General features: G+C 67.4%; 24 protein-coding genes. 16 read left to right on the plus strand and 8 right to left on the minus strand.

What is annotated here, in order from left to right; translation table 11 throughout:
- Nucleotides 1-80 precede the first annotated feature (80 nt).
- The gene (locus ACGRVM_RS01175; RefSeq protein WP_377169521.1) at nt 81-2,501 is read left to right on the plus strand and encodes a GcvT family protein; all 2,421 of its coding nucleotides are present in this window, start codon (nt 81-83) and stop codon (nt 2,499-2,501) included.
- An 87-nt stretch (nt 2,502-2,588) separates the two neighbouring features.
- Here the strand turns inward: ACGRVM_RS01175 and ACGRVM_RS01180 are convergent, their stop codons facing one another.
- The gene (locus ACGRVM_RS01180) at nt 2,589-3,896 is read right to left on the minus strand and encodes an HlyC/CorC family transporter (RefSeq protein ID WP_377169519.1); all 1,308 of its coding nucleotides are present in this window, start codon (nt 3,894-3,896) and stop codon (nt 2,589-2,591) included.
- Between the two features lie 71 nt (nt 3,897-3,967).
- Here ACGRVM_RS01180 and ACGRVM_RS01185 point away from each other — a divergent pair, with 71 nt between their 5' ends.
- Nucleotides 3,968-4,786 carry a metallophosphoesterase family protein gene (locus ACGRVM_RS01185; RefSeq protein WP_377169517.1) on the plus strand — a complete coding sequence of 273 codons (819 nt, stop codon included), beginning with the start codon at nt 3,968-3,970 and terminating at the stop codon, nt 4,784-4,786.
- On the opposite strand, the gene ACGRVM_RS01190 is transcribed toward ACGRVM_RS01185, so the two are convergent.
- From ACGRVM_RS01190 to ACGRVM_RS01200, 3 genes are read right to left on the minus strand one after another with little or no spacing between them, the layout of a single operon-like run.
- Complete coding sequence (locus tag ACGRVM_RS01190; protein ID WP_377169515.1) at nt 4,723-5,691, minus strand: tyrosine recombinase; 969 nt, start codon at nt 5,689-5,691, stop codon at nt 4,723-4,725. The genes ACGRVM_RS01185 and ACGRVM_RS01190 overlap by 64 nt on opposite strands.
- Nucleotides 5,688-7,277, minus strand: a complete 1,590-nt coding sequence (locus tag ACGRVM_RS01195; protein ID WP_377169512.1) for a hypothetical protein — start codon at nt 7,275-7,277, stop codon at nt 5,688-5,690. Before ACGRVM_RS01195 ends, ACGRVM_RS01190 begins: the two co-directional genes overlap by 4 nt.
- Complete coding sequence (locus ACGRVM_RS01200; protein ID WP_377170075.1) at nt 7,264-7,449, minus strand: hypothetical protein; 186 nt, start codon at nt 7,447-7,449, stop codon at nt 7,264-7,266. Before ACGRVM_RS01200 ends, ACGRVM_RS01195 begins: the two co-directional genes overlap by 14 nt.
- Nucleotides 7,450-7,503: 54 nt before the next feature.
- Between ACGRVM_RS01200 and ACGRVM_RS01205 the strand changes: the two genes are divergently transcribed.
- The gene (locus ACGRVM_RS01205; RefSeq protein ID WP_377169510.1) at nt 7,504-8,082 is read left to right on the plus strand and encodes a shikimate kinase; all 579 of its coding nucleotides are present in this window, start codon (nt 7,504-7,506) and stop codon (nt 8,080-8,082) included.
- A complete protein-coding gene (aroB, locus tag ACGRVM_RS01210) occupies nt 8,079-9,191 on the plus strand; it encodes a 3-dehydroquinate synthase (protein ID WP_377169508.1) in 1,113 nt (370 codons plus the stop codon). Before ACGRVM_RS01205 ends, aroB begins: the two co-directional genes overlap by 4 nt.
- A 72-nt stretch (nt 9,192-9,263) precedes the next feature.
- Here the strand turns inward: aroB and tyrS are convergent, their stop codons facing one another.
- Nucleotides 9,264-10,514, minus strand: a complete 1,251-nt coding sequence (tyrS, locus tag ACGRVM_RS01215) for a tyrosine--tRNA ligase (protein ID WP_377169506.1) — start codon at nt 10,512-10,514, stop codon at nt 9,264-9,266.
- A 63-nt stretch (nt 10,515-10,577) separates the two neighbouring features.
- Between tyrS and ACGRVM_RS01220 the strand changes: the two genes are divergently transcribed.
- The 9 genes from ACGRVM_RS01220 to ACGRVM_RS01260 all read left to right on the plus strand — a co-directional run bounded on the left by ACGRVM_RS01220 (nt 10,578) and on the right by ACGRVM_RS01260 (nt 19,903).
- Nucleotides 10,578-11,687 carry an anhydro-N-acetylmuramic acid kinase gene (locus tag ACGRVM_RS01220; protein ID WP_377169504.1) on the plus strand — a complete coding sequence of 370 codons (1,110 nt, stop codon included), beginning with the start codon at nt 10,578-10,580 and terminating at the stop codon, nt 11,685-11,687.
- Nucleotides 11,687-12,457, plus strand: a complete 771-nt coding sequence (locus ACGRVM_RS01225; protein WP_377169502.1) for a maleate cis-trans isomerase family protein — start codon at nt 11,687-11,689, stop codon at nt 12,455-12,457. Before ACGRVM_RS01220 ends, ACGRVM_RS01225 begins: the two co-directional genes overlap by 1 nt.
- 81 nt (nt 12,458-12,538) lie before the next feature.
- A complete protein-coding gene (locus ACGRVM_RS01230) occupies nt 12,539-13,855 on the plus strand; it encodes a hypothetical protein (RefSeq protein ID WP_377169500.1) in 1,317 nt (438 codons plus the stop codon).
- On the plus strand, nt 13,852-14,628 hold the full coding sequence (locus ACGRVM_RS01235; protein ID WP_377169498.1) for a COG3904 family protein: 777 nt from the start codon (nt 13,852-13,854) through the stop codon (nt 14,626-14,628). The genes ACGRVM_RS01230 and ACGRVM_RS01235 overlap by 4 nt, the downstream gene beginning before the upstream one ends.
- A 104-nt stretch (nt 14,629-14,732) precedes the next feature.
- Nucleotides 14,733-15,545: a TIGR00282 family metallophosphoesterase gene (locus ACGRVM_RS01240; RefSeq protein WP_377169496.1), complete on the plus strand. Its 813-nt coding sequence runs from the start codon at nt 14,733-14,735 to the stop codon at nt 15,543-15,545.
- The gene (locus ACGRVM_RS01245; RefSeq protein ID WP_377169493.1) at nt 15,542-16,477 is read left to right on the plus strand and encodes a DMT family transporter; all 936 of its coding nucleotides are present in this window, start codon (nt 15,542-15,544) and stop codon (nt 16,475-16,477) included. Before ACGRVM_RS01240 ends, ACGRVM_RS01245 begins: the two co-directional genes overlap by 4 nt.
- Before the next feature lie 57 nt (nt 16,478-16,534).
- Nucleotides 16,535-18,274 carry an SLC13 family permease gene (locus ACGRVM_RS01250; protein ID WP_377170053.1) on the plus strand — a complete coding sequence of 580 codons (1,740 nt, stop codon included), beginning with the start codon at nt 16,535-16,537 and terminating at the stop codon, nt 18,272-18,274.
- A gap of 111 nt (nt 18,275-18,385) precedes the next feature.
- On the plus strand, nt 18,386-19,126 hold the full coding sequence (locus ACGRVM_RS01255) for a YebC/PmpR family DNA-binding transcriptional regulator (RefSeq protein WP_377169491.1): 741 nt from the start codon (nt 18,386-18,388) through the stop codon (nt 19,124-19,126).
- A gap of 192 nt (nt 19,127-19,318) precedes the next feature.
- The gene (locus ACGRVM_RS01260; RefSeq protein ID WP_377169489.1) at nt 19,319-19,903 is read left to right on the plus strand and encodes an HNH endonuclease; all 585 of its coding nucleotides are present in this window, start codon (nt 19,319-19,321) and stop codon (nt 19,901-19,903) included.
- Between the two features lie 72 nt (nt 19,904-19,975).
- Here the strand turns inward: ACGRVM_RS01260 and ACGRVM_RS01265 are convergent, their stop codons facing one another.
- Nucleotides 19,976-20,344, minus strand: coding sequence for a hypothetical protein (locus ACGRVM_RS01265; protein ID WP_377169487.1), 369 nt, complete (start codon nt 20,342-20,344; stop codon nt 19,976-19,978).
- Nucleotides 20,345-20,515: 171 nt separating this feature from the next.
- On the opposite strand from ACGRVM_RS01265, the gene lepA reads away from it, so the two are divergent.
- On the plus strand, nt 20,516-22,315 hold the full coding sequence (lepA, locus tag ACGRVM_RS01270) for a translation elongation factor 4 (RefSeq protein ID WP_377169485.1): 1,800 nt from the start codon (nt 20,516-20,518) through the stop codon (nt 22,313-22,315).
- A 6-nt stretch (nt 22,316-22,321) separates the two neighbouring features.
- Here the strand turns inward: lepA and ACGRVM_RS01275 are convergent, their stop codons facing one another.
- Both ACGRVM_RS01275 and ACGRVM_RS01280 read right to left on the minus strand, forming a co-directional pair.
- Nucleotides 22,322-22,738: a hypothetical protein gene (locus tag ACGRVM_RS01275; RefSeq protein ID WP_377169482.1), complete on the minus strand. Its 417-nt coding sequence runs from the start codon at nt 22,736-22,738 to the stop codon at nt 22,322-22,324.
- Nucleotides 22,739-22,849: 111 nt separating this feature from the next.
- A complete protein-coding gene (locus ACGRVM_RS01280; RefSeq protein ID WP_377169480.1) occupies nt 22,850-22,969 on the minus strand; it encodes an entericidin A/B family lipoprotein in 120 nt (39 codons plus the stop codon).
- Between the two features lie 161 nt (nt 22,970-23,130).
- On the opposite strand from ACGRVM_RS01280, the gene ACGRVM_RS01285 reads away from it, so the two are divergent.
- Nucleotides 23,131-23,331: a CTP synthetase gene (locus ACGRVM_RS01285; RefSeq protein ID WP_377169478.1), complete on the plus strand. Its 201-nt coding sequence runs from the start codon at nt 23,131-23,133 to the stop codon at nt 23,329-23,331.
- Between the two features lie 74 nt (nt 23,332-23,405).
- The gene (locus tag ACGRVM_RS01290; RefSeq protein WP_377169475.1) at nt 23,406-23,720 is read left to right on the plus strand and encodes a hypothetical protein; all 315 of its coding nucleotides are present in this window, start codon (nt 23,406-23,408) and stop codon (nt 23,718-23,720) included.
- The last annotated feature ends 10 nt before the right edge of the window (nt 23,721-23,730 follow it).

Consider the following 23,730-nt stretch of genomic DNA (forward strand, 5'->3'; position numbering starts at 1 on the left):
ATGTCGCTAAATGACAATTAATCGGCATCCGCGAACGCCAGATTGGCGGCGATTCGTATCTCAGGAGAGCCCCCCCTAAAATGAAAACACATGCACAGGCCGTCGTGATCGGCGGGGGCGTCATCGGATGCTCCATCCTTTACCATCTGACCAAGCTGGGCTGGACCGATGTGGTGCTTCTGGAGCGCGACGAGCTGACCTCCGGCTCGACCTGGCACGCGGCGGCGAACATCCACGGCCTGCATGACAGCGCCAATATCAGCCGCCTTCAGCATTACACGATGACGCTCTACAACCGGCTCGAGGCCGAGACGGGTCAAAGCTGCGGCGTCTTCCAGCCCGGCTCGCTCTATCTGGCCCAGACCGAGGCGCGCGAGCATCAGCTCCGCCTTCAGGCGGCCAAGGCCAAGCTCTACGGCATGAACTTCCACGAGATCGACCGCGCGCGCGCCGAAGAGCTGCATCCGCTGGTCAATTTCGACGGTATCCGCTGCATCATGTGGGAGCCCGATGGCGGCAATGTCGATCCCTCGGGCGTCACGGCGGCCTATGCCGCGGGCGCGCGCGCCGCGGGCGCCGAAATCCACCGCTTCACCCCCGTCACCGCGACCGTGCAGCAGCCGGACGGAAGCTGGATCGTCGAGACGCCCAAGGGCAACATCCACACGCAATGGGTCGTCAACGCCGCCGGTCTCTGGGGCCGCGAAGTCGCCGCGCTGGCGGGCATCACCCTTCCGCTCCAGCCGACCGAGCACCAGTATTTCGTGACCGAGACCATCGCCGAGATCGACGCGCTCGACCGCCGGCTTCCCTCTGTCGCGGACCGCGACGGCGAATACTACCTGCGCCAGGAGGGCAAGGGCCTCCTGATCGGCGCCTACGAGAAGGACATGCGCTTCTGGGCCGAGGAGGGCACGCCGCTCGACTTCGCGCACGAGCTTTTCGCCGACGACCTGGACCGCATCGAGGACAACATGATGCGCGCGATCGACCGCGTGCCCGCGGTGGGCGAGGCCGGGATCAAGCGGGTCATCAACGGCCCGATGATCTGGTCGCCCGACGCGAACGTCCTTTTGGGGCCGGTGCCCGAGAAGAAGGGCTATTTCTGCTGCAACGGCATCATTCCGGGCTTCAGCCAATCGGCGGGCATGGGCCTCATGGTCGCCGACTGGATCGTCGAGGGCGAGATGCGCTACGACATGTTCGCATGGGACATGGCGCGCTTCGGCGACTGGGCGGACAAGGCTTTCACCAAGGCCAAGGTGCGCGATCAATACGCCAACCGCTTCGCGATCCACTTCCCCTACGAGGAGCGCAGCGCGGGCCGTCCCTGCCGCGTGCGCCCCGCCTACGAGATGCAAAAAGAGATGGGTGCGGTCTTCGGCCTCAACTACGGCTGGGAGCATCCGCTCTGGTTCGCCAAGGCGCCCGGCACCGAGGAGACAAAGGGTTTCACCCGTCAGAACTGGTGGGCGCCCGTGGGCGAGGAGTGCCGCATGCTGCGCGAGAGCGCGGGCATCATCGACATCTCGAACTTCGCCAAGTATCGCTGCAAGGGCGCGGGCGCCGAGGATTGGCTGAACGCTGTCTTCGCCAACACGATGCCCAAGGCCGTGGGCCGCTCCTGCCTGACGCCGCTCATCTCGGTGCGGGGCGGGATCGCTGGCGACTTCACCGTCACCCGCACCGCCGAGGATGAGTTCTGGATCATCGGCTCGGGCATGGCCGAGCGCTATCACAAGCGTTTCTTCGACATGGTGCCGCTCCCCGAGGGCACGAGCTTCGAAAGCCGGACCGAGGCGATGTGCGGCTTCAACGTCGCAGGTCCCAAGTCGCGCGAGATGCTCCAGCGTCTGACCAACGCGTCGCTGGCGACGGCCGACTTCCCGTTCATGCGCTCGCAGCGGATCGAGCTCGGCGGCGTCAAGTGCCTTGCCCTGCGCGTCAGTTTCACCGGCGATCTGGGTTGGGAGCTGCATTGCGCCGCCGAGGATCAGGTTCGGCTCTACACCGCTCTGCTCGAGGCGGGGCGCGCCTTCGGCGCGGGTCCGGTCGGCAGCCGCGCGCTGATGAGCCTGCGCATAGAGAAGGGCTATGGGTCCTGGTCGCGCGAATACAGCCCCGAATACTGGCCGCAAGAGGTGGGCCTCGCGCCGCTCGTCAAGATGGGCAAGGACTTCCTGCACAAGGAAGCCGCCGCCACCGCGATGGAGAAGGACGCGCGCGAGACGCTGGTCCTGCTGCATCTGAGCGAGGAGGATACCGCCGCCTCGAATGCCGACGCCACGGGCGGCGAGCCGATCTTCAAGGACGGCAAGGGCATCGGGCGCGTCACCTCGGGCAGCTACGGCTATTCGGTGGGGATGAGCCTCGCGCTCGGCTATGTGAAGGGCGCGCAGGCCGGTGACGCGGTCGAGGTGATGGTCCTCGGGCGTCCGCACCGCGCGGTGATCCTGAGCGAGCCGCCCTTTGACGCCAAGGGCGAGATCCTGCGGGGCTGAGCCGCCGCAGGGCACTGAAATCGAAACGGGCCGGACATGACAGTCCAGCCCGTTTTTCTGTGGAAAAACGCGTCCCGTCTTGCGTCGTCAGAGCGGGCCGATCTTGAGCCGGGTGATCCGGTTCTCCTTGCGCGCCAGCACCTCGAAGCGGAAGCCGTGGAAGCTGAACACCTGGTTCACCTTGGGGATCATCTGCGCCTCGTGGATGACGAGGCCGGCGATGGTGTTTGCCGCCTCGTCGGGCAGGTTCCAGTCGGTCGCGCGGTTGAGGTCGCGGATCGTCATGGCGCCGTCCACCAGATACTGGTTGTCCTCGCTGCGGCGGATGGGATGCTCGGCATCGGCGTCGAACTCGTCCGTGATCTCGCCCACGATTTCCTCGAGAATGTCCTCGAGCGTGATGAGGCCCTGAAGCGAGCCGTATTCGTCCACCACCAGCGCGAAATGGGTGCGCATGCGCAGGAACTGGCGCATCTGATCGTCGAGCGTGGTCGTCTCGGGCACGAAATAGGGCTTCATCGCGACCGAGGTGATGTCGAAGGCGCGCCACGCATCCGTGCTGCCGCCATCGCCGAGCGCGAGCTTGTGCATCGCGCGCAAGAGATCCTTGGCATGAACGACGCCGATGATGTTGTCGGGATCGCCCTGATAGACCGGCAGGCGGGTATGGGGCGACTTGAGACACTGATCGAGGATCGCCATCGGCTCAAGCCCTGCATCGATCATCTCGATCTGGCTGCGATGGCGCATGATCTCCTCGACCGCGCGCTCTCCGAGATCGAGCGCGCCGAGAATGCGGTCGCGGTCCTCCTTCTCGACGACGCCCTCGGAATGGCCGAGATAGAGCGCGCCCGCGATCTCCTCGCGCACGGCGAGGATATGGCCGTCCGGATCGGTCTTGACGCCGACGACGCGCAGGATGACTCGCACCAGCGCCCGCACCGCCGACACGATGGGCGAGAAGATGCGGATGACGATGGTGATGGCCGGTGCGACCCGGCTCGCCGCGGCCTCGGCATTGGTGATGGCGTAGGTCTTGGGCAGCACCTCGGCGAAGATCAGCACGAGGAGCGTCATCACCAGCGTGGCGAGCGCGACGCCCGATTCCCCCAGAAGGCGCGTGAAGAGCGCGGTCGCCAGCGACGTGGCGAGGATGTTGACGAGGTTGTTGCCCAAAAGGACGCTGCCGATCAGCCGCTCGTTATCCTCGGTGATGATGAGCGCGCGTTCGGCGCCCTTGTCGCCCTTGTCGGCGCGCGAGCGCAGCTTGCCGCGCGAGGCGGCGGTCAGCGCGGTCTCGGAGCCCGAGAACATGCCCGACATCACCAGAAGCGCGAGGATCGCAACCGACGTGATCCAGAAGGCTGCGTCGAAGGTGGTGCTGATCGGGTCCATTGGTTTTCGGTTCCTTGTATGCCACACGGGTTATGGGGTGCGCGGCGCCTCTCTTCAAGGGATACCGGCCTATGAGATGGATCGATCTTGGCACGCAGGATGCGCCTTTGCTGCTCTTCGGCGGGCCGTACTCGAACCTCTATGCGCTGGATGCGCTGCTGGAGGCCGGGGCGAGGGCGGGCATCCCCACCGCGCGCATGATCTGCACCGGCGACGTCGTGGCCTATGGCGCGGCACCCGGCGAGACGGTGGCCCGCATCCGTGCGGCGGGCTGCACCGTGATCGCCGGCAATGTCGAGCGGCAGCTCGGCGCGGGCGAAGGCGATTGCGGCTGCGGCTTCTCACCCGGCAGCACCTGCGACCGGCTGAGCGCGGGCTGGTTCGCGCATGCGGATGCCGCCGTTTCGGCCGAGGACCGCGCATGGATGGCCGATCTGCCGGGCATGGCTGTCTTCCGGCATCAAGGCGCGCGCTACGCCGTCATTCACGGCGGCGCGCGCGATGTCTCGCGCTTCATCTGGGAGTGCGACGCCGAGGAGGTCTTCGCCGAGGAATTGGCGGCCATCGCCGAGATGGTGGGACCGGTCGATGGCGTCATCGCCGGGCATGCGGGCCTGCCTTTTGTCCGGCAGGTCGGCGGGGCCACATGGATCAACGCGGGCGTCATCGGCATGCCGCCCCATGACGGCGCCCCCGCGACACGTTTCGCGGTGCTCGAACATGGGCGCGCGCGGATCGAGCGGCTCGACTACGATCATGCAGGCGCGCGCGCGGCGATGGTCGCGGCGGGCCTCACGCAGGGCTACGACCGGGCGCTCGAGACGGGTTACTGGCCGTCGGAGGACGTGCTGCCCGCCGTCTTGCGCGTCGCGACCTCCGACAGGGGGTGATGGTCGAGCACGAGCGCCTGAAGCCGCGCGTCCAGAACATGCGTGTAGATCTCGGTCGTCGCCACATCGGCATGGCCCAGAAGCGCCTGGATCGCCATGAGATCGGCGCCATTGGCCAGAAGATGCGTCGCGAAAGCGTGCCGGAGCGTATGGGGCGTGACCTTGGCCGGGCTGATCCCCGCCGCGACGGCCAGTTCCTTGATGAGCGCGTGGAAGCGGTGGCGGGTCAGATGCCCGGCCTTACCCGATGAGGGAAAAAGGAAAGGCGAGGGGGCGCGGCCCTCGGCGCGGTCGCGCTCGGTCTGCGCGTCCAGCATCGCGACCCAATCCTGCGTCGCCGCGCGCGCGCCGCGCGAGAGCGGCACCATCCGCTCCTTGCCGCCCTTGCCGCGGATCATCAGCATCTGCGGATCGCCCCGCGTCGCGGCGAGGGGCAGGCTCACCAATTCGCTGACGCGCATGCCGGTGGCGTAGAGAAGCTCCATGAGGCAGGTGTTGCGGCACCGCTCGCGCGCGCCGCGACCGGTCTCGCGGGCGGCGCCCAGAAGCCGGTCGACTTCCTCTTCGGTGAGCGTCTTGGGCAGGCGCGCATCGCGGCCCGGACCCTTGATGCGCATCGCCGGATTGTCCGCGCGCAGACGATCCTCGAAGGCGAAACGGTAGAGCTGCTTGATCGCAGAAAGCCTGCGCGCCCGCGTCGCGCGCGCCAGCCCCTCTGCCTCGAGCGCGATGAGATAGCGCTCGATATCGTCCTGCGCGGCGCTGTCGGGCGCGAGGCCCTGCCGACCAAGCCAGCCGGTGAAATCCGCCAGATCACGCGCATAGGCCTCGAGCGTGTTGCGCGCGGCGCCCTGTTCGGCGGCCTGCGCCTCGAGAAAGGCGGCGCACCACTCGGCGGCGCTCACGAATCCCGCCCGAGAATGAGCGCCTGTAGCGCCGCGCGGCGCGCCGTGTCCTCGAGCCCGACGGCGCGAAAGCTGCGCAGCGCGCTGGCCATCTCGCCCGGATCGCCGCTGGCGCGGTCGAATTGCAGCGCCGCCGACAGGATCGCTTCGCCCAGACGGCCTTTCTCGATCAGCAGCGCATGCTCTGGCGCGGCCTCGGGCGCCTCGGAAAAGGCGGCGGCGATCATCGCCTGATCGGGATCGTTGGCGAGCGCCGTGTCGGGCCGCCCGCGCGCGAGGCCTGCGAGGAATTGCGCCTCGCGGCCCGGCGGGGCCTCGGCGGCCGCCGCCTCGTAATCGGGCGTCAGAAGGGCAAGGCGAAACGCCAGATCCGCGGAAGTGTGCGGCAGGCCGCCCGGCTCGATCCGGCCCGCGACGATCTGCGCGAAGGGCATCTCGAGACCTTCGTCGCGCATCAGCCGCCATGCGGCCTCGAGCGCGGCGCCGGACGCCGCCAGATCGCCCCGCGCCAGCGCCTCGTCGAGATCCTGCACCGCGCTCACGCGGTCCCAGACCCCGCCCGAAGCCGAGGCGCTCTGGCGGGTGTAAAGCCCCATCAGCCGGTTCGGGGCGAGCGCGCCGACCCGCGCGAGGCGCTCGGCCGCCTCGATTTCGGCCTTCCAGCCGACCGTGCCGCGCAGATCGGCCATCGCATAGGCGGTCGGCAGGCCGAGCGTCGGCAGCGGTGCGCCGATCGCCTCGAAGAGACGGAATTCGAGCGGTGAGGGCGCGGCGCTCGGGATGGGCGGCTCCGCCTCCTCGGCAAGTTCCGGATCGAGAAACTGCTCCAGAAGAACCGCTTCGGTCCCGCGCAGCGTGCCGAGGGCGGCGCCGGTGTCGAAAAGCAGCGCCGCCGTGGGCCAGTCGCCGGTGAGGGTGGCGCAATAGATGCGCGCGCCGTCGTCGCTCAGAAGGCTCGGCGCCTTGCTGAGCGCGGCGCAGGCCTCGCTTTCGGCGCCCGACAGGAGCGCCAGCTCGAACCAAGCCGGGAAGAGCTCGGGCGTGAACGGCCCCGCGCGCTCCAGAAGCTCGAGCGCGGGCTCGACCGCACCGAGGCGGCGCAGCATCTCGACGCGGCTGCGCAAATACGCACCCTCGGGGCCCTGCGGCGGCTCGGCCTCGGCCAGAAGGAGAGTATGATAGAGCGCGGCGATGGCGGGCATGGGCGCCTGGCTGGCGCGGCCCCAAAGGTCCGAGAGCGCGGTCGCGGTGCTCTGCGCCCACATGTCGGCGGGCAGGCCGGTGACCGAAGGCGGCAGAAGGCCGACCGCGCCGCTCGTCGCGGCGGCGAGGGGCGTGACCTCGATATCGGGGATGCTGACCGCGCCGGCGACCGGCGGCTCGCCCGCTCCGAGCGCCGCGGACGGGCGCCATGCGCCCCCATCGGGCCGGCGCGACCCGCCGCCCGGCAGGCTTTGCGGCCCATCGGGCTGGGCGAGCCAGTCGATGGCGGAAAGAGGGGCGCCCTCGCCGGACTGGGCGCGGGCGCCCTCCGGCGTCAGCGCCAGCGCGAAAGCGGCAGCGCAGCAGGCGCTACTGCGTATCAAGAAGGATGTCCTGACGAATCTCGGTCGCGTCCGGCGTGAAATCGGCGCCGAAGAACGGGCCGACATAGGCATAACCGACAAGCGCGATGAAACCGAGAACAGCAAGATAAAACAACCACTTGATAAGTCTGAACACGATATGCCTGCCTGCGGTTCGATCCGTTTTGCCCAACTTATAACTGGCCTTTGCCGCAAGATCACGTCATTCAGTGCCCGGATTGTGCGAATGGGCGGGGGAGTGCCGACAGTGGCGGGCAAGAAGCCAGCGACCTTGGGCCGGACTGTTGTTCTGGTCGGCATGATGGGGGCGGGCAAGACGGCGGTCGGCAAGGCGCTGGCGGCGCGGCTGGGCGTTCCCTTCCGCGATTCCGACGCCGAAATCGAGGCCGCCGCCGCCATGTCCATCGCCGAGATCTTCGCCCGCGACGGCGAGACCTTCTTTCGCGCCCGCGAGACCGAGGTGATCGGGCGGCTTCTGTCGGGCAGGACCTGCGTGCTGAGCACCGGCGGCGGCGCCTTCCTGCAGGCGCGCAATCGCGAGCTCATCGCGGAGCGCGGGGTCTCGGTCTGGCTGAACGCGGATCTGCAACTCCTCTGGAGCCGGGTCAAGAACAAGGACACGCGCCCGCTTTTGCGCACGCCCGATCCCTACGGCACGCTGCGCGCGCTCTACGAGGCGCGCACGCCGATCTACGCCAAGGCCGACATCGAGGTCTGCCCGCAGCCCGGCTACACGATCGAGACCATGACCACCCGCGTGATCGAGGCGCTCGCCGCCCGGCCCGGCATCCTGGAGCCCACATGAGCCAGATCATCCATGTCCCCCTCGGCGCGCGCGCCTATGACGTCCATGTCGGCCCCGGCCTTCTCGGGAAGGCGGGCGCGCTCGTCGGGCCGCTGCTGAAGCGTCGGCGCGTCGCCGTCATCACCGACGAGGCCGTGGGCGCGCTTCATCTCGAGAGCTTGCGCGCGGGGCTGGCCGAGGCGGGCATCGAGATGACCGCGCTCGCCCTGCCGCCCGGCGAGGCCACGAAATGCTGGGCCGAGCTTCAGCGCGCCACGGAATGGCTTCTCGAGGCGCAGATCGAGCGGGGGGACGTGGTCGTCGCGCTCGGCGGCGGCGTGATCGGCGATCTGGTGGGCTTCGCGGCGGCGATCCTGCGGCGCGGCGTGCGCTTCGTTCAGATCCCGACCAGCCTTCTTGCGCAGGTCGACAGCTCGGTCGGCGGCAAGACGGGCATCAACTCGACGAAGGGCAAGAACCTGATCGGCGCCTTCCATCAGCCGAGCCTCGTTCTGGTCGATACGGACCTTCTCGCGACGCTGAATTCCCGTGACTTCCTCGCAGGTTACGGCGAGGTCGTGAAGTACGGCCTGCTGGGCGATGCCGCCTTTTTCGAGTGGCTCGAGCAAAACGCGCCCAAGATGGCGGCGGGGGACATGGAGGCACGCATCCATGCCGTCGCGCGCTCGGTCGAGATGAAGGCCGAGATCGTCGCGCGCGACGAGACCGAGCAGGGCGACCGCGCGCTTCTCAATCTCGGGCACACCTTCTGTCACGCGCTCGAGGCCGCGACGGGCTATTCGAGCCGCCTGCTGCATGGCGAGGGCGTCGCCATCGGCTGCGCGCTGGCCTTCGAGCTGTCGGCTCGCCTCGGCCTTTGCCCGCAGGAGACACCGAGCCGGGTGCGCGCGCATCTGCGCGACATGAACATGAAGGTCGATCTATCTGACATCGAAGGAGATTTGCCGGACGCGCCCGCGCTATTGTCGCTGATGGCGCAGGACAAGAAGGTCAAGGACGGCCGGCTTCATTTCATCCTTGCGCGCGGCATCGGCGAGGCCTTCGTCACCTCGGACGTGCCGCCCGAGGCGGTCCTGTCGGTACTCGGGGATGCGCTCGCCGCGCGGTGAGCGGCCGAGGCTTCATCTTGGCGAAAATACTCGAAAACCGGCCCGCCGATCAGGGGCCGGTCTCTGAAGCCGTCAGCCCAGCTTGACCAGCGCGTGGCGCTTCTTGCCCGCGCTCAGCTTGATCGGCTGCGAAAGGTCCGCCGCGCCGATCATCAGCCCCGCATCCTCGAGCGGCGCATCGTTCATCCGCGCGCCGCTTTCCGCGATGAGGCGTTTCGCGTCCTTGCCCGACTTGGCCAGTCCCGCTCGTACGATGAGCTGCACGATCGACACGCCCTCCGCCGCCTCATCGGGCGCGAGCACGAGTGTCGGCAGATCGTCCCCCACGCCGCCTTTCTCGAATACCTCGCGCGCCGTCGCCTCGGCGGCCTTCGCCGCTTCAACTCCGTGAAGCAGTCCCGTGACTTCATTGGCCAAAATTACCTTGGCCTCGTTGATCTCCGAACCGCCGAGGGCGCCGAGACGCGCGCATTCCTCGAGCGGCAGCTCTGTATAGAGCCGCAGGAAGCGCCCGGTATCGGCGTCCGTCGTGTTGCGCCAGAACTGCCAGAAATTATAGGGGCTGCACATCTCGCCATTGAGCCAGACCGCGCCGCCCTCGGACTTGCCCATCTTCTTGCCGTCCGACGTGGTCAGGAGCGGCGAGGTCAGGCCGAAGACATGGCCCTCGATCACGCGGCGCGTCAGGTCGATCCCGTTGACGATGTTGCCCCACTGATCCGATCCGCCCATCTGAAGCGCGCAGCCATAGCGGCGGTTCAACTCGAGAAAATCATAGGCTTGCAGGATCATGTAATTGAATTCGAGAAAGCTGAGCGATTGCTCGCGGTCGAGGCGCGACTTGACCGACTCGAAGGACAGCATGCGGTTGACCGAGAAATGCCGCCCGATGTCGCGCAGGAACTCGAGATAGTTGAGCCCGTCCAGCCACTCGGCGTTGTTGATCATGATCGCGTCCGTCGCGCCGTCGCCGTAGGTCAGGTATTGAGCGAAGACCTGCTGCATGCCGGCGATGTTCTCGTCGATCACGTCGTTCGTCAGGAGCGGCCGCTCGTCCGCGCGAAAGCTGGGATCGCCCACCTTGGTGGTCCCGCCGCCCATGAGCGTGATCGGCCGGTGCCCGCATTTCTGGAGCCAGCGCAGCATCATGATGTTGAGCAGATGCCCGACATGCAGCGATTTCGCGGTCGCGTCATAGCCGATGTAGCAGGAGGTCACGCCCGCCATCATCCGATCGTCCAGCCCCTGAAGGTCGGTGCAATCGGCCATGTAGCCGCGCTCGACCATCACGTTCAGGAATTCGGATTTCGGATGGTAGGTCATGGCGCTTGTCCCGGATTACTTTGCGCGGCATGTATAGGTGGGCATCGGGCAAAGGAAAAGACCATGTTGAAGGCCGTCGGGGATGGGGCGCGGGTATGGGCGCTGGGGGCCATGTCGGGCACGTCTCTGGACGGTGTCGACGCCGCGCTCGTCGAGACGGACGGGCAGGATATCTTCGCCTTCGGCGAGACCCGCTACCGCGCCTACAGCGCCGCCGAGCAGAAGGTGCTGGCCGCCGCGCTCGGCCGCTGGCCGGGCGATGATCTGGCCGATGCGGAGGCCGTGGTGATGGGCGCCCATATCGAGGCGCTGAGCGGGATGGGCGGGGCGCTCGTCGGCTTTCACGGCCAGACGCTCGCGCATGAGCCGGGCGGGCGCGGCACGCATCAGCTCGGCGACGGCGCGGCGCTGGCCGAGGCGCTGGGACTGCCGGTGGTCTGGGACTTCCGCAGCGCGGATGTGCGGCTGGGCGGGCAGGGCGCACCGCTCGCGCCTTTCTTTCACCATGCCTGCGCGCGCCATATCGGCGCGGATGCGCCCGTGGCGTTTCTCAACCTCGGCGGCGTGGGCAATCTGACTTGGGTCGATCCCTCGGTCCGGCGGCCCGAAGAGCCGGGCGCGCTCATCGCCTTCGACACGGGGCCGGCCAATGCCCCGATCAACGATCTGATGATGGCGCGGCGCGGCCTGCCCTATGACGAGGGCGGCCGGCTCGCGCGCAGCGGGACCGTCGCCGATGGCGCGCTCGAGCTTTTTCTCGAAGAGGCCTATTTCCTCAAGATGCCGCCCAAGTCGCTCGACCGGGACGCTTTCGCCGACATGATCGATCTCGTGGAGGAGTTGCCCGATGCCGATGCCGCCGCGACGCTGACCGCCATGTCCGCCGCCGCCGTCCTGCGCGGGATTGAGCATTGCCCCGCACAGCCCGCGCGCCTTCTGGTGACGGGCGGCGGGCGGCACAACCCGGTGATGATGGACATGCTGCGCGCCGCGCTCGATTGCGAGGTGGCGCCGGTCGAGGATGTGGGCCTCGATGGCGACATGCTCGAGGCGCAGGCCTTCGGCTATCTCGCCGTGCGGGTTGCGCGCGGATTGCCGACCTCCTGCGCGAGCACAACGGGTGTGCGCGCGGCGGTCTCGGGCGGCACGCTCAGCCGTCCGGGGGAGGGGTGATGGATTACCGCCTGAACGAGGGTGCGGGTGGCGGCGGCGCCCGGATGGGGCTGATCGTGCTGGCCACGGACGAGACGCTGGAATTCGAGGCGCGGCGCATGCTGGGCGCGCGCGACGTGCAGCTCCTGCATGCGCGCATTCTGGTGGCGGCGGCCATCACGCCCGAGACGCTGGCGACGATGGACGCGGCCATGCCGGTCGCCGCCGCGCTCCTGCCCGAGGGGCTGGACGTGATCGGCTATGCCTGCACCTCGGGCGCGACCGTGATCGGTCAGGCGCGGGTCGCGGCGCAGGTGCGCTCGGTCCATCCCGGCGCCGCCGTCACCGACCCGATCAGCGCGGTCATCGCGGCGCTGGCGCATCTGGGCGCCGCGCGTATCGGGATGGTCACGCCCTACGTGCCCTCGGTCACCGCCCCGATGCGCGCGCTTCTAGCCGCGAACGGCATAGAGACGCTGCACGAGATCAGCTTCGCCGAGGGCGACGACCGCCGCGTCGCGCGCATCGATCCCGCCGCGACGCGCGCCGCGCTCATCGCGGCGGCGCAGGTGCCGGGCACCGAGGCGCTCTTCGCGAGCTGCACCAATCTTCAGACCTTCGGGATCATCGACGAGGTCGAGGCCGAGACGGGCCTGCCGGTCGTCACCTCCAACCAGGCGCTGCTGTGGCACATGCTGACGCTCGCGGACGCCGGTAAGAAGGTCGGGGAGAAGGCCGGTAAGAAGGCCGGGGCGAAGGCATGGGGTCCGGGCCGGCTTTTCGCGGTGTGAGGGCCTTGGCTCCCAGCGGCCCTTTTGTCACGGGCCCGCGCGGCCCCATATAGGAAGAGATCCAACGGGGGAGAGCCGCGCATGAGCGACGCCGAAACATCCAAGATGCAGGCCGGAATCAGCCGCGCCGAAGCCCAGGGCGTGCGCTACGCGGCCGAGCTCGAGGGCCATGTTCGCTGGCTCGACGCCATCACCGGCGCGGCGCTGGGCGTGCTCGCCACGGCCTCGGGGATATACACCTATCTCGGCGTCTCCTCGCTGCTCGACGACAACGGCGCGCTCAGCTTCTTCGCCGCGGCGTCCTACTCCATCGCCGTGTCGGTCGGCATCTTCGTCTTCTGGTCCTATCTCATGCGGCTGTTGCCCTCGGTGCGCAGCATGGCCTCGCGCATCGGGCTTCTGGTGTCGATGGGCATCGGATCGGTCGCCATCATCGCCATGTCCTCGTGGCTCAACGCCGCCGCGCTGGCCGGATCGGCGGCGGTGGAGCAGCATCTGGCGAAGACCGTGCAGGAGTATCAATCCTCGCTCGAGCAGGCCAACAGCATCGCCGTCTCGGCGCAGGGGCTCGAGCGGGACGTGGCGCGCGTGCGCCAATCCTTCGAGGATCTGAGCGCGCAGGAGGCGAGCGGCGATCTGTCGGGCCTCGCCGGGCGCGGCGCCGTCTTTCGCGTCCTCAGCCAGAAGGCGGACGAGTTGCGCGGCCTCGAGGCGCAGATCGCGAGCCAGCAGCCCTTGGTCGAAGCGGCCTTCGCCGAGGGCAACGCCACGCTCAGCCGGATGCGCGCGCTGACGGTCGAGCCGGGGCCGGTCGAAGCGCGCTCGGTGCATTTCTCCGAAGAAGCGGTGCGGCTCGCCGGGTTCATCACGCAGCTTCGCCAGCTGTCCGTCGCGCCGCTCGTCTCGCGCGCGGCGCAGGATCTTGCGGCCTCGGTCGTGCTGCCCGAACTTGACGGGCGCTCGGATGCCGCCCGCGAGGGCCAGCAGAGCACCATCGCCTCGGTGCTCGAGGTGCTGGGCCAGCGCGCCGACACCCTGCGCAGCGCCGCCGATGCCGTGATCGCCATGCCCCCGCCGAGCGATACGACCTACACGCCCATCTCGACCGCCGATGCCGTGATCCGCTACGCCTCGGATTTCGCGCCGAGCTGGGCCGGGGCCATCGCGATCGACCTGCTCCCCGCGGTGCTCGTCTTCATCCTGATGGTGACGCAGGCCGCGATCCGCTCGGGGCGCGAGGGCGTCGGGATCGAGCAAACGCTGACTCTGTCGGAGCTGCGCGCGGCGATGATGGTGCTTCACGAGATGGACGAGGTGCGCGCGCCGCCCGCCCGCGCCGTGCCGCCGCCCGAGGACGGCGCGGGTCCGCGTCCGGGCAACGGGCACGCGCGGCCATGAGCGCGGAAGGCCGCCGAAGCTGGGACGTGCGCCGCGTTCTTCTTGCGGTGCTGGGGCTTCAAATCGGCATGGCGGTCCTGCTGGCGGGCTCCGATATCCTCGGCGCGCTGCCGCAGCTTCTGCGCCCCTCCGAGGCGCCCGGCTTCGAGAGCCCCGTCGCCCCTGGCGATCAGACCCGCCGCTACGCGCCGCGCGACACGCCGCTGCCCGAGCGCGCGCCCGGCGCGCCCGAGCGGCCCTATCGCAACACCGGCGACATGCCGAGCCGCCTCGATCTGGCGCGCGAGGACGCCCTGTTGCGCCTCACCGGAACGATCGCGCCCGGTGACGCCGCGCGCGTCGCCGAGTGGCTCGGTGCGCAGGAGGGGCTCGAGACGGCGGCGCTGAACAGCCCCGGCGGCTCGGTGAGCGATGCGCTCGCCATCGGGCGCAGCCTGCGCGAGGCCGGCCTCGCCACCGTGGTGGAGGCGGGCGACGTCTGCTTTTCGGCCTGTCCCTACCTTCTGGCCGCAGGCGTGTCGCGCCGCGTCGAGGAGGGCGCGCAGGTCGGCGTGCACCAGCATTACTTCGGCGAGAACACCGTCCTGCCCGCCTTCCTCGCCGTCGAGGACATCCAGCGCGGGCAGGGCGAGGTGATGGAGTTCCTGATCGACATGGACGTCGATCCACGCCTCATGCGCCACGTTCTCGCCACCCGCCCCGATGATATCTACCTGCTTCTGCCCGAAGAGATGCAGGACTACCGCCTCGTCACCGACGGCGGCGAGAGCTGACAGCGTCGCCTCTGGCGGGAGTATTCGGGCCAAGATGAAGGAGGCCCCATTGCGCTTCGGCATTCGGCTTGCGCGTGGCGGGTGCGGGGCCTAACACTGGCGGCATGAAACTGCTTTTCCTCGGAGATGTGATGGGGCGCGGAGGGCGCCGGGCCGTGGGCGAGATGCTGCCGCGTCTACGCCGGGACTGGTCGCTCGATTTCGTCGTGGTCAACGGCGAGAACGCGACGGGCGGCATGGGGCTCAGCGGCGAGCATGCCAAGGGTCTTTTCGAGGCCGGGGCCGATTGCGTCACGCTGGGCGATCACGCCTTCGATCAGAAGGACATGCTGCGCGTCATCGAGGACGAGCCGCGCGTCATTCGGCCGATCAACTTCGCCAAGGGCGCGCCGGGGCGCGGCGCGCGGGTCTTCTCGGACGCGCGCGGGCGCAAGGTGCTGGTGGCGCAGGTTCTGGGGCAGGTCTTCATGAAGCGGGCCTTCGACGATCCCTTCTCGGCGCTCGATGCCACGCTGCGCCAGCATGTGCTGGGCGGCGCGGTGCAGGCCGCGATCGTCGACATCCATTGCGAGGCGACGAGCGAGAAGATGGGCGTCGGCCATTTCTGCGACGGGCGCGCCTCGCTCGTGGTCGGAACGCACACCCATGTTCCGACCGCCGATGCGCAGATCCTGCCGGGCGGCACGGCCTATCTGTCGGATGCGGGCATGTGCGGCGACTATAACAGCGTGATCGGCATGGAGAAGGACGAGCCCTTGCGCCGCTTCGTCACCGGCATGCCTAAGGCGCGCTTTCAGCCGGCGATGGACGAGGTGACGCTCTCGGGGGTCTATGTCGAGACCGACGACCGCACCGGACGCGCCACCCGGATCGAGATGGTCCGGCAGGGCGGGCGCCTTGCCCAGGCCGGTCCATGACGATCCGCCCGTCGCTGGCCTATCTCGTGCTCTTCGTCATGGGGGCGGGATGGGGGCTCAGCGTTCCGCTCTCGAAGATCGCGGTCAGCACCGGGCATCAGCCGCTCGGCCTCATCTTCTGGCAGCTGGTGGTGGTCGTGACGCTCCTCGGGGGCATCAACATCCTGCGCGGCAAGCGGATCGAGTTCGCACGGCCGTACTGGCGCCTCTATCTCGCCATCGCGCTCTGCGGCGCGGTTCTGCCCGACATCTTCTTCTATCTGGCCGCGGCGCGCCTGCCGGGCGGCATCATGGCCATCGTGATCGCGAGCGTTCCGATCTTCTCGCTGCCCATCGCGCTCTTGCTCGGCAACGAGCGTTTTGCGTGGCGGCGTCTGCTCGGCCTCAGCTTCGGCCTTGCGGGGATCATCCTGCTGGTCGGGCCGGAGGCGAGCCTTCCGGACCGCGCGATGGCCGCGTTCGTGCCCATCGCGCTCCTTGCGCCGATGCTCTACGCGACCGAGGGCAACCTCGTGGCGAAATGGGGCACGCAGGGTCTTGATCCCATCCAGACCATTCTCGGCGCCTCCATGCTGGGCCTCGTCATCACCTTTCCGCTCGCCCTCGTCAGCGGACACTGGGTGGATCCGACGGCAAGCTTCGGTGGGCCGGAACTGGCACTGATCGCGTCGGCGGCCATCCACGGCATCGTCTATGCCGTCTATGTCTGGCTGGTGGGGCAGGCGGGATCGGTCTTCGCCGCGCAGGCGAGCTATCTCGTGACGGGCTGCGGCGTGCTCTGGTCGATGCTGCTCCTTCAGGAGCGCTATGCGATCTGGGTCTGGGTCGCGCTGGGCGTGATGATGATCGGGATCGCGCTGGTGCAGCCGCGCCGGGGCCGCTCGCCGCTTGTGCCGGTCGCGCCCATGGGCGATCATGCGCCGCATTCTTGAAGGGCAGGTGCCTCGGTGATCGCATATTTCGACGTGTCCCAGACGGCGCAGGCCTTCATGACGCTCTGCGTCGTGGGAATCATGTTCGCGCTCTTCATCCGCGAAAGCTATCCGACCGAGGTGGTCGCGCTCGGCGGTGTGGCGGTGATGCTGGCGGTGGGGCTTCTGCCATATGACGCGGGGCTCGAGGTGCTGTCGAACCCGGCGCCCTGGACCATCGCGGTCATGTTCATCGTCATGGGCGCTCTGGTGCGCACCGGCGCGCTCGAGGCCTTCACGTCGCTCGCCGACCGGCAGGCGCGCACCAACCCCAAGCTGGCGGTCGCGATGATGCTGGGGCTGGTCGTGATCGGCTCGGCCGTGATGAACAACACGCCCGTGGTCGTGGTGATGATCCCCGTTTTCGTCCAGCTGGCGCGCACGCTGAAGATTCCGGCCTCGAAGCTGCTGATCCCGCTCAGCTATGCCGCGATCCTCGGCGGCACGCTCACGCTCATCGGGACCTCGACGAACCTTCTGGTCGACGGCGTGGCGCGGGCGCGCGGCATGGAGCCTTTCGGCATCTTCGAGATCACGCCGCTCGCCGTGGTGCTCGTCGCCTGGGGCATGATCTACCTGCGCTTTTTCGGCCCGATGCTGCTGCCCGACCGCGACAGCATGGCTGACATGCTCTCGGATCGCAGCCGTATGAAATTCTTCACCGAGGCGGTGATCCCGCCCGACAGCAACCTCATCGGGCGCGAGGTGACGGGCGTTCAGCTCTTCAAGCGCGAAGGCGTGCGCCTCATCGACGTGGTGCGCGGGGACGTCTCGCTGCGGCGCGACCTGACGGGCGTCACGCTCGAGGTGGGCGACCGGGTGGTGCTGCGCACCCAGATGACCGAGCTTCTGAGCCTTCAGAACAACAAGAGCCTGCGCCGCGTCGATCAGGTGAGCGCGGTCGAGACGACAACGGTCGAGGTGCTCATCACGCCGGGGTGCAAGATGGTCGGGCGCAGCCTGGGCTCGCTGCGGCTGCGGCGGCGCTACGGGGTCTATCCGCTCGCCGTGCACCGCCGGAACCAGAATATCGGCCGGCAACTCGATACGCTGATCGTGAAGGTGGGCGACACGCTCCTCCTCGAAGGGGCGCCCGAGGATATCAAGCGCCTGTCGTCCGAGATGGACATGGTCGATGTCTCGCAGCCCTCGGCGCGCGCGTTCCGGCGTGGACATGCGCCCATCGCCATCGCCGCGCTCGTCGCCATCGTGGCGCTCGCGGGTCTGGGCGTCGCGCCCATTCTCTACCTGTCGGTCCTCGCCGTGGCGGTCGTGCTGCTCACGCGCTGCATCGACGCGGACGAGGCGTTCAGCTTTGTCGACGGGCGGCTTCTGGCGCTCATCTTCTCGATGCTGGCGATCGGCGCCGCGCTCGATCATTCGGGCGCGGTCGAGCTGATCGCGAACGCGCTCGCGCCCTGGATGATGCAGCTGCCGCCCTTCGCCATCGTGCTGGCGGTCTACCTGCTGGCGACCACGCTGACCGAGGTGGTGTCGAACAACGCGGTCGCCGTGGTTATGAGCCCGATCGCCATCGGGCTTGCCGATGTGATGGGCGTCGATCCGCGCCCGCTCGTCGTCGCGGTGATGTTCGCGGCCTCGGCCAGTTTCGCGACGCCCATCGGCTACCAGACCAATACGCTCGTCTATGGTCCGGGCGGCTATCGCTTCGCCGATTTCATGCGCATCGGGATACCGCTCAACCTGAGCGTCGCGCTGCTCGCTTCGGCGCTCATTCCGCTGATCTGGCCGCTCTGAGCGGGGGGCGGGAGGCGCGCATCGCGCCCGGCTGCTGCCCGTCTTGCGCCCATCCCCCGCGCTGCCTTATAGAGACGCCAAACCCGCAACACCCGCTTTCAGAGGTATTCCATGGCCGGCCATTCCAAATGGGCAAACATCCAGCACCGCAAGGGACGCCAGGACGCCGCGCGCTCCAAGCTCTTCTCCAAGCTGAGCAAGGAAATCACCGTCGCCGCCAAGATGGGCGATCCCGACCCCGAGAAGAACCCGCGCCTGCGCATGGCCGTCAAGGAGGCCAAGAGCCAATCGGTGCCCAAGGACGTGATCGACCGGGCGATCAAGAAGTCGCAGGCGGGCGACGGCGAGGATTACGAGGAAATCCGCTATGAGGGCTATGGCCCCAATGGCGTTGCCGTCATCGTCGAGGCGATGACCGACAACCGCAACCGCACCGCATCGACCGTGCGCTCGACCTTCACCAAGAACGGCGGCAATCTCGGCGAGACGGGCAGCGTCGGCTTCATGTTCGAGCGCAAGGGCGAGATCGTCTATGCCGCCGATGTGGGCGACGCCGACGACGTGATGATGGCCGCGATCGAGGCCGGCGCCGAGGATGTCGAGTCGGGCGAGGAAGGGCACACGATCTGGTGCGCCGATACGGACCTCAACGAGGTTTCGACCGCGCTCGAGGCGAGCCTCGGGGAGAGCGAGGCGACGCGGCTCGCCTGGCGGCCGACCACGACGACCGAGATGGATCTCGAGGCGATGCAGAAGCTGATGAAGCTGATCGACGCGCTCGAGGATGACGACGACGTGCAACGCGTCACCACCAATTTCGAAGCCTCCGACGAGGTCATGTCGCAGCTTTGATCGGGTGCGGGCCTCGCGCCCGCCAAGGCCCGGCCCCGCGCCGGGCCGACCCTATCCTTCGGATGTCACGCTCTTGTCATCTGGACATGCCACGTTCCCCCCAGATATGCCACTCAACGGCGGGCTTGCCGTGTGGTGGATACGATATATAGTCATCTGGACGGATCAGCGCAGGCAGGGACGATCACAGCGATGCAAGGCGATTTCAGAACCGAATTCGTGCGGGAACCGGCGGCGCTACGCCACCACCCCGCGCTCGTGCTCAACGCGGATTACAGGCCGCTGAGCTACTACCCGCTGTCGCTCTGGTCCTGGCAGGACGCGGTCAAGGCGGTGTGGCTCGACCGGGTCGATATCGTCGCCGAATACGACCACGTCGTCCATTCGCCCAGTACGAGGATCAGGATCCCGTCGGTGATCGTCCTGAAGGATTTCGTCAAACCCCAGAAGCGCGTGGCATTCACGCGCTTCAATCTTTTTCTGAGGGACGAATTCTGCTGCCAGTATTGCGGCGCGAAGGGCGATCTGACCTTCGATCACGTGGTGCCGCGCGCCAGCGGCGGGCGCACGAGCTGGCAGAACGTCGTCGCCGCCTGCGCGCGCTGCAACCTCGCCAAGGGCTCGAAAAGTCTCGCGCGCTCGGGCATGACCCTGCGCAAGCCGCCGCGCGCGCCGGGCGCGGAAGAGCTGCGCAATCTCGGCCGGAAATTCCCGCCGGGCCATCTGCACGACAGTTGGCTCGATTTTCTTTACTGGGATGCCGAGCTGGAGGCGTAAATGCTTCGGGCTCAAGGCCAGCGCCGTTCGGTCTGGCGCAGTTTTACCCGAAAAATGCGGGCGCGATGCGGCCTAGCTGCACACCCGCTCGGCCGTCTTGCCGTAGTTCGAGTAGGCGTCCCAGAACCGCTCGTCCGACGCGTTGTCGGATTGCCGCGTGTCCTGCGCCGCTTGCGGATCGTCATAGAACCGCACCGCGCGGATCTGGTCCGAACGGCTGAGCGTCTGGTCCGCCACGGCCTGAATGCAGCCGCAGAGCTGGGAGGAGCGGGCCTTGCGGTCCGATGCGAGGCAGGCCGAATTGATCGGGCCCGTGGCCGTCGGCGCATAGACCGGTGCGGGGCTGCGGCCGCCGCCGCGGTTCTCGAAGCGATTGGAGCCGCCACAGGCCGCGAGCGTCCCGAGGCTCAGCATCATTCCCGCAATCACGATTTTTCTCATCTGCCGTGCCTCGTCACCCTTGCGCGGAGCCCGGCTGCGGGGCCCTTCACTGCTCCGAGCGTTCTGCCCCATCCGCGCCGCTTTTTCAATTCGGAAGATGGGCCGGGCCGCGGCATCTGCGCACACCGATCCAGCTTGACCAGACCCCAATTCCCATACATATCCCGTTGCATGACAGACCTCGCACATATTCGCAATTTCTCCATCGTGGCGCATATCGACCACGGCAAATCCACGCTGGCCGATCGCCTGATCCAGCAGACCAACACGGTCGCGGAACGGGACATGAAAGAGCAGATGCTGGACAGCATGGATATCGAGCGCGAGCGGGGCATCACGATCAAGGCCCAGACCGTGCGCATCAACTACACCGCGCAGAACGGCGAGGAATATGTCCTCAACCTGATCGACACGCCGGGCCATGTCGATTTCTCCTACGAGGTGAGCCGCTCGATGCGCGCGGTCGAGGGATCGCTCCTCGTCGTCGACTCGACGCAGGGCGTCGAGGCGCAGACTCTCGCCAACGTCTATCACGCGATCGATGCCAATCACGAGATCGTCCCCGTCCTCAACAAGATCGACCTGCCCGCAACCGATTGCGACCGCGTGGCCGAGCAGATCGAGGATGTGATCGGCATCGACGCGTCGGGCGCGATCCGCGTCAGCGCCAAGACGGGGCAGGGCATCATCGAGACGCTCGAGGCGATCATCACCCATCTGCCGCCGCCCAAGGGCGACGCGAACGCGCCGCTCAAGGCGATGCTCGTCGACAGCTGGTACGACCCCTATCTCGGCGTCGTCGTTCTGGTTCGGATCATGGACGGCGTGCTGAAAAAAGGCGACCGGGTGCGCATGATGCAGAACGGCTCGGTGCATCAGGTCGAGCGGATCGGCGTCTTCCGCCCCGCGATGACGGTGCAGGATCGGCTCGGGCCGGGCGAGATCGGCTTCATCACGGCGTCGATCAAACAGGTGCGCGACACGAAGGTGGGCGATACGATCACGCTCGACAAGAACCCTTGCTCCGCGCCGCTGCCGGGCTTCAAGCCGTCGGTGCCGGTCGTGTTCTGCGGTCTTTTCCCGGTGGACTCGTCCGAGTTCGAGGATCTGCGCAACGCGATCGAGAAGCTGGCGCTGAACGATGCGAGCTTCACCTACGAGATGGAGACATCGGCGGCGCTCGGCTTCGGTTTCCGCTGCGGGTTTCTCGGGCTTTTGCATCTCGAGGTGATCCGCGACCGGATCGACCGCGAGTATGACATCGACCTCATCACGACGGCGCCCTCGGTCATCTACAATGTCTTCATGAAGGACGGCACGGACTTCCCGCTGCACAACCCGGCGGACATGCCCGACCTCAGCACCGTCGATCACGTCGAGGAGCCGCGCATCAAGGCGACGATCCTCGTGCCGGACGAGTTCCTGGGCGATGTTCTCAAGCTCTGCCAGGACCGGCGCGGCATCCAGCTCGACCTGACCTATGCAGGCTCGCGCGCGATGGTGGTCTATGACCTGCCGCTGAACGAAGTGGTGTTCGACTTCTACGATCGGCTGAAATCGGTGACAAAGGGCTATGCGAGCTTCGATTACCAGATCATCGGTTACCGGACCGACAATCTCGTGAAGATGTCGATCCTCGTCAATGACGAGCCTGTCGATGCACTCTCGATGATGGTGCACCGCGACCGCGCCGAGATGCGCGGGCGGGCGATGGTAGAGAAGCTCAAGGATCTCATTCCGCGCCACATGTTCAAGATCCCGATCCAGGCGGCCATCGGCGGCAAGGTGATCGCGCGGGAGACGCTGAGCGCGATGCGCAAGGACGTGACCGCGAAATGCTATGGCGGCGACGCGACGCGGAAGAAGAAGCTTCTTGAGAAGCAGAAGGCCGGCAAGAAGAAGATGCGCCAGTTCGGCAAGGTGGACATCCCTCAGGAAGCCTTCATCTCCGCCCTCAAGATGGACAGCTGAGCCGCGTCAGGTGAGGATCATCTCGGAGGGCGCGTGATCGCGGATCGTCGAGGCGGCCCAATGGACGGGATCGCGCACGAGGGCGCGCTGCGCCGGTGCGAAATGGCAATGGTCGATCCGCTCGCGCAGCATCTTTTGCGTCGTGATTTCTTTCGCCCTGATGGCGCGGCCTCCCGGCCGCCGCGCGATGCGGTCCAGCCATCGGGTCTGTAAGAGGTGCGGCATGCTGTCAGGCGGTGTCCGAAAGGTCAGGACCGCGAGGATACTGCCCGGCAGGGCGACCATCGCCGTGATGCGGCACTCGCCAATGGCCGCGCGGTCATGCAAATGCAGGAAGCGCGCGGCGGCGCTTAGGGAAAGCGGCCCTTCATAGGGAAGTGTCACGAAATAGGTGCGGCCTGCGCTGTGGCGATTCTCGGTCATGTCGCCACTCTGCCAGCCAAAGATTAAGCGAAGATTGCCGGATCATTTTCTCTGCACCAAAGAAAAAGGCTGCCCGCGCGGGCAGCCTTCGATGGTCGATCTGGCCTCGATTTATTCGGCCTCTTCCTCGATGGCCTCGCCGGTATTTTCGACGTCTTGGCCGAAGCCTTCGACGGTGTTGCACGCGGCGAGCGCGACGAGAGCGGCGAGGGTGAATGCGATCTTCGGCATGGGTCATCTCCTTTTGCTGCGTCATTTTGCCAACGCGGTCTTGCCGGGCCGGGTTCCTGTCTCGGCGTCAAAAACGCGGTGGCATGACATGGATCAAGGCCCGCGCCCGCAAGCGGAGCGATGGTGAGCGCGAAGAGGGCTCCCGAAGAAAGGAACGCATCATGTGGTTGCTCGCCAGTTTTCTGAACATCATCGTCGGCACCAGCCTCGCCGGCATCGGCGTCATCATCGCGCTGGTTGCGGGGTTCGATGACATGCAGGGTGTCGCGATCGCGGCGGCGATCGGTTTCGCGCTCGCGATGCCGGTCACATGGGGTGTGATGCGCCAGATCACGGCGCGGGGCGCCGCCCAAAGAAATTGACAGAAGGCCGGGCATCTATACCATGATCCCCGTGCAAACAGTGCCGGCCCCGCCGGGGTAAAGGCGCGCGGAACATGGGGGACATGATGCGCAACCTGACGAAATCCTACCTCGCGGGGGCGGCGCTGGCCGTCTGCGCCGCCGTAACGGCTGCACCGTCTTTCGCGGTCGAGGCCAAGATCTATCCTTACGCGGTCTCGACGCATGAGAATTACTGCCCGGCGGGCCTTCAGCCGATCACGCTCTCGGGCGTCGTCTGCTGCGGCGTGCCGAACCAGGCGCATACGTACCAGCAGGTGATGCGCCACCCGGTTCACAAGGTGCGCCACAAGCCCGTGAGCTACAGCGCGCGCCCCGATTGCCGCGAGGGCGAGAAGGGCTGCTCGTAAGGCGTCCCGC

The sequence above is a fragment of the Roseovarius aquimarinus genome (genome assembly GCF_043661195.1).
Taxonomy (GTDB): Bacteria; Pseudomonadota; Alphaproteobacteria; order Rhodobacterales; family Rhodobacteraceae; genus Roseovarius; species Roseovarius aquimarinus.

What these genes read in the sequence shown, in the direction of transcription:
- ACGRVM_RS01250 (WP_377170053.1), top strand. Translation starts at nt 16,535, where the DNA reads ATGACGCTCTGCGTCGTGGGAATCATGTTCGCGCTCTTCATCCGCGAA.
- ACGRVM_RS01245 (WP_377169493.1), top strand. Translation starts at nt 15,542, where the DNA reads ATGACGATCCGCCCGTCGCTGGCCTATCTCGTGCTCTTCGTCATGGGG.
- aroB (WP_377169508.1), top strand. Translation starts at nt 8,079, where the DNA reads ATGAGCCAGATCATCCATGTCCCCCTCGGCGCGCGCGCCTATGACGTC.
- ACGRVM_RS01240 (WP_377169496.1), top strand. Translation starts at nt 14,733, where the DNA reads ATGAAACTGCTTTTCCTCGGAGATGTGATGGGGCGCGGAGGGCGCCGG.
- ACGRVM_RS01175 (WP_377169521.1), top strand. Translation starts at nt 81, where the DNA reads ATGAAAACACATGCACAGGCCGTCGTGATCGGCGGGGGCGTCATCGGA.
- ACGRVM_RS01280 (WP_377169480.1), bottom strand. Translation starts at nt 22,969, where the DNA reads ATGCCGAAGATCGCATTCACCCTCGCCGCTCTCGTCGCGCTCGCCGCG.
- ACGRVM_RS01220 (WP_377169504.1), top strand. Translation starts at nt 10,578, where the DNA reads ATGTTGAAGGCCGTCGGGGATGGGGCGCGGGTATGGGCGCTGGGGGCC.
- ACGRVM_RS01205 (WP_377169510.1), top strand. Translation starts at nt 7,504, where the DNA reads ATGGGCGGGGGAGTGCCGACAGTGGCGGGCAAGAAGCCAGCGACCTTG.
- ACGRVM_RS01265 (WP_377169487.1), bottom strand. Translation starts at nt 20,344, where the DNA reads ATGAGAAAAATCGTGATTGCGGGAATGATGCTGAGCCTCGGGACGCTC.
- tyrS (WP_377169506.1), bottom strand. Translation starts at nt 10,514, where the DNA reads ATGACCTACCATCCGAAATCCGAATTCCTGAACGTGATGGTCGAGCGC.
- ACGRVM_RS01285 (WP_377169478.1), top strand. Translation starts at nt 23,131, where the DNA reads ATGTGGTTGCTCGCCAGTTTTCTGAACATCATCGTCGGCACCAGCCTC.
- ACGRVM_RS01230 (WP_377169500.1), top strand. Translation starts at nt 12,539, where the DNA reads ATGAGCGACGCCGAAACATCCAAGATGCAGGCCGGAATCAGCCGCGCC.
- ACGRVM_RS01225 (WP_377169502.1), top strand. Translation starts at nt 11,687, where the DNA reads ATGGATTACCGCCTGAACGAGGGTGCGGGTGGCGGCGGCGCCCGGATG.
- ACGRVM_RS01185 (WP_377169517.1), top strand. Translation starts at nt 3,968, where the DNA reads ATGAGATGGATCGATCTTGGCACGCAGGATGCGCCTTTGCTGCTCTTC.
- ACGRVM_RS01255 (WP_377169491.1), top strand. Translation starts at nt 18,386, where the DNA reads ATGGCCGGCCATTCCAAATGGGCAAACATCCAGCACCGCAAGGGACGC.
- lepA (WP_377169485.1), top strand. Translation starts at nt 20,516, where the DNA reads ATGACAGACCTCGCACATATTCGCAATTTCTCCATCGTGGCGCATATC.
- ACGRVM_RS01260 (WP_377169489.1), top strand. Translation starts at nt 19,319, where the DNA reads ATGCAAGGCGATTTCAGAACCGAATTCGTGCGGGAACCGGCGGCGCTA.
- ACGRVM_RS01180 (WP_377169519.1), bottom strand. Translation starts at nt 3,896, where the DNA reads ATGGACCCGATCAGCACCACCTTCGACGCAGCCTTCTGGATCACGTCG.
- ACGRVM_RS01235 (WP_377169498.1), top strand. Translation starts at nt 13,852, where the DNA reads ATGAGCGCGGAAGGCCGCCGAAGCTGGGACGTGCGCCGCGTTCTTCTT.
- ACGRVM_RS01290 (WP_377169475.1), top strand. Translation starts at nt 23,406, where the DNA reads ATGGGGGACATGATGCGCAACCTGACGAAATCCTACCTCGCGGGGGCG.
- ACGRVM_RS01275 (WP_377169482.1), bottom strand. Translation starts at nt 22,738, where the DNA reads ATGACCGAGAATCGCCACAGCGCAGGCCGCACCTATTTCGTGACACTT.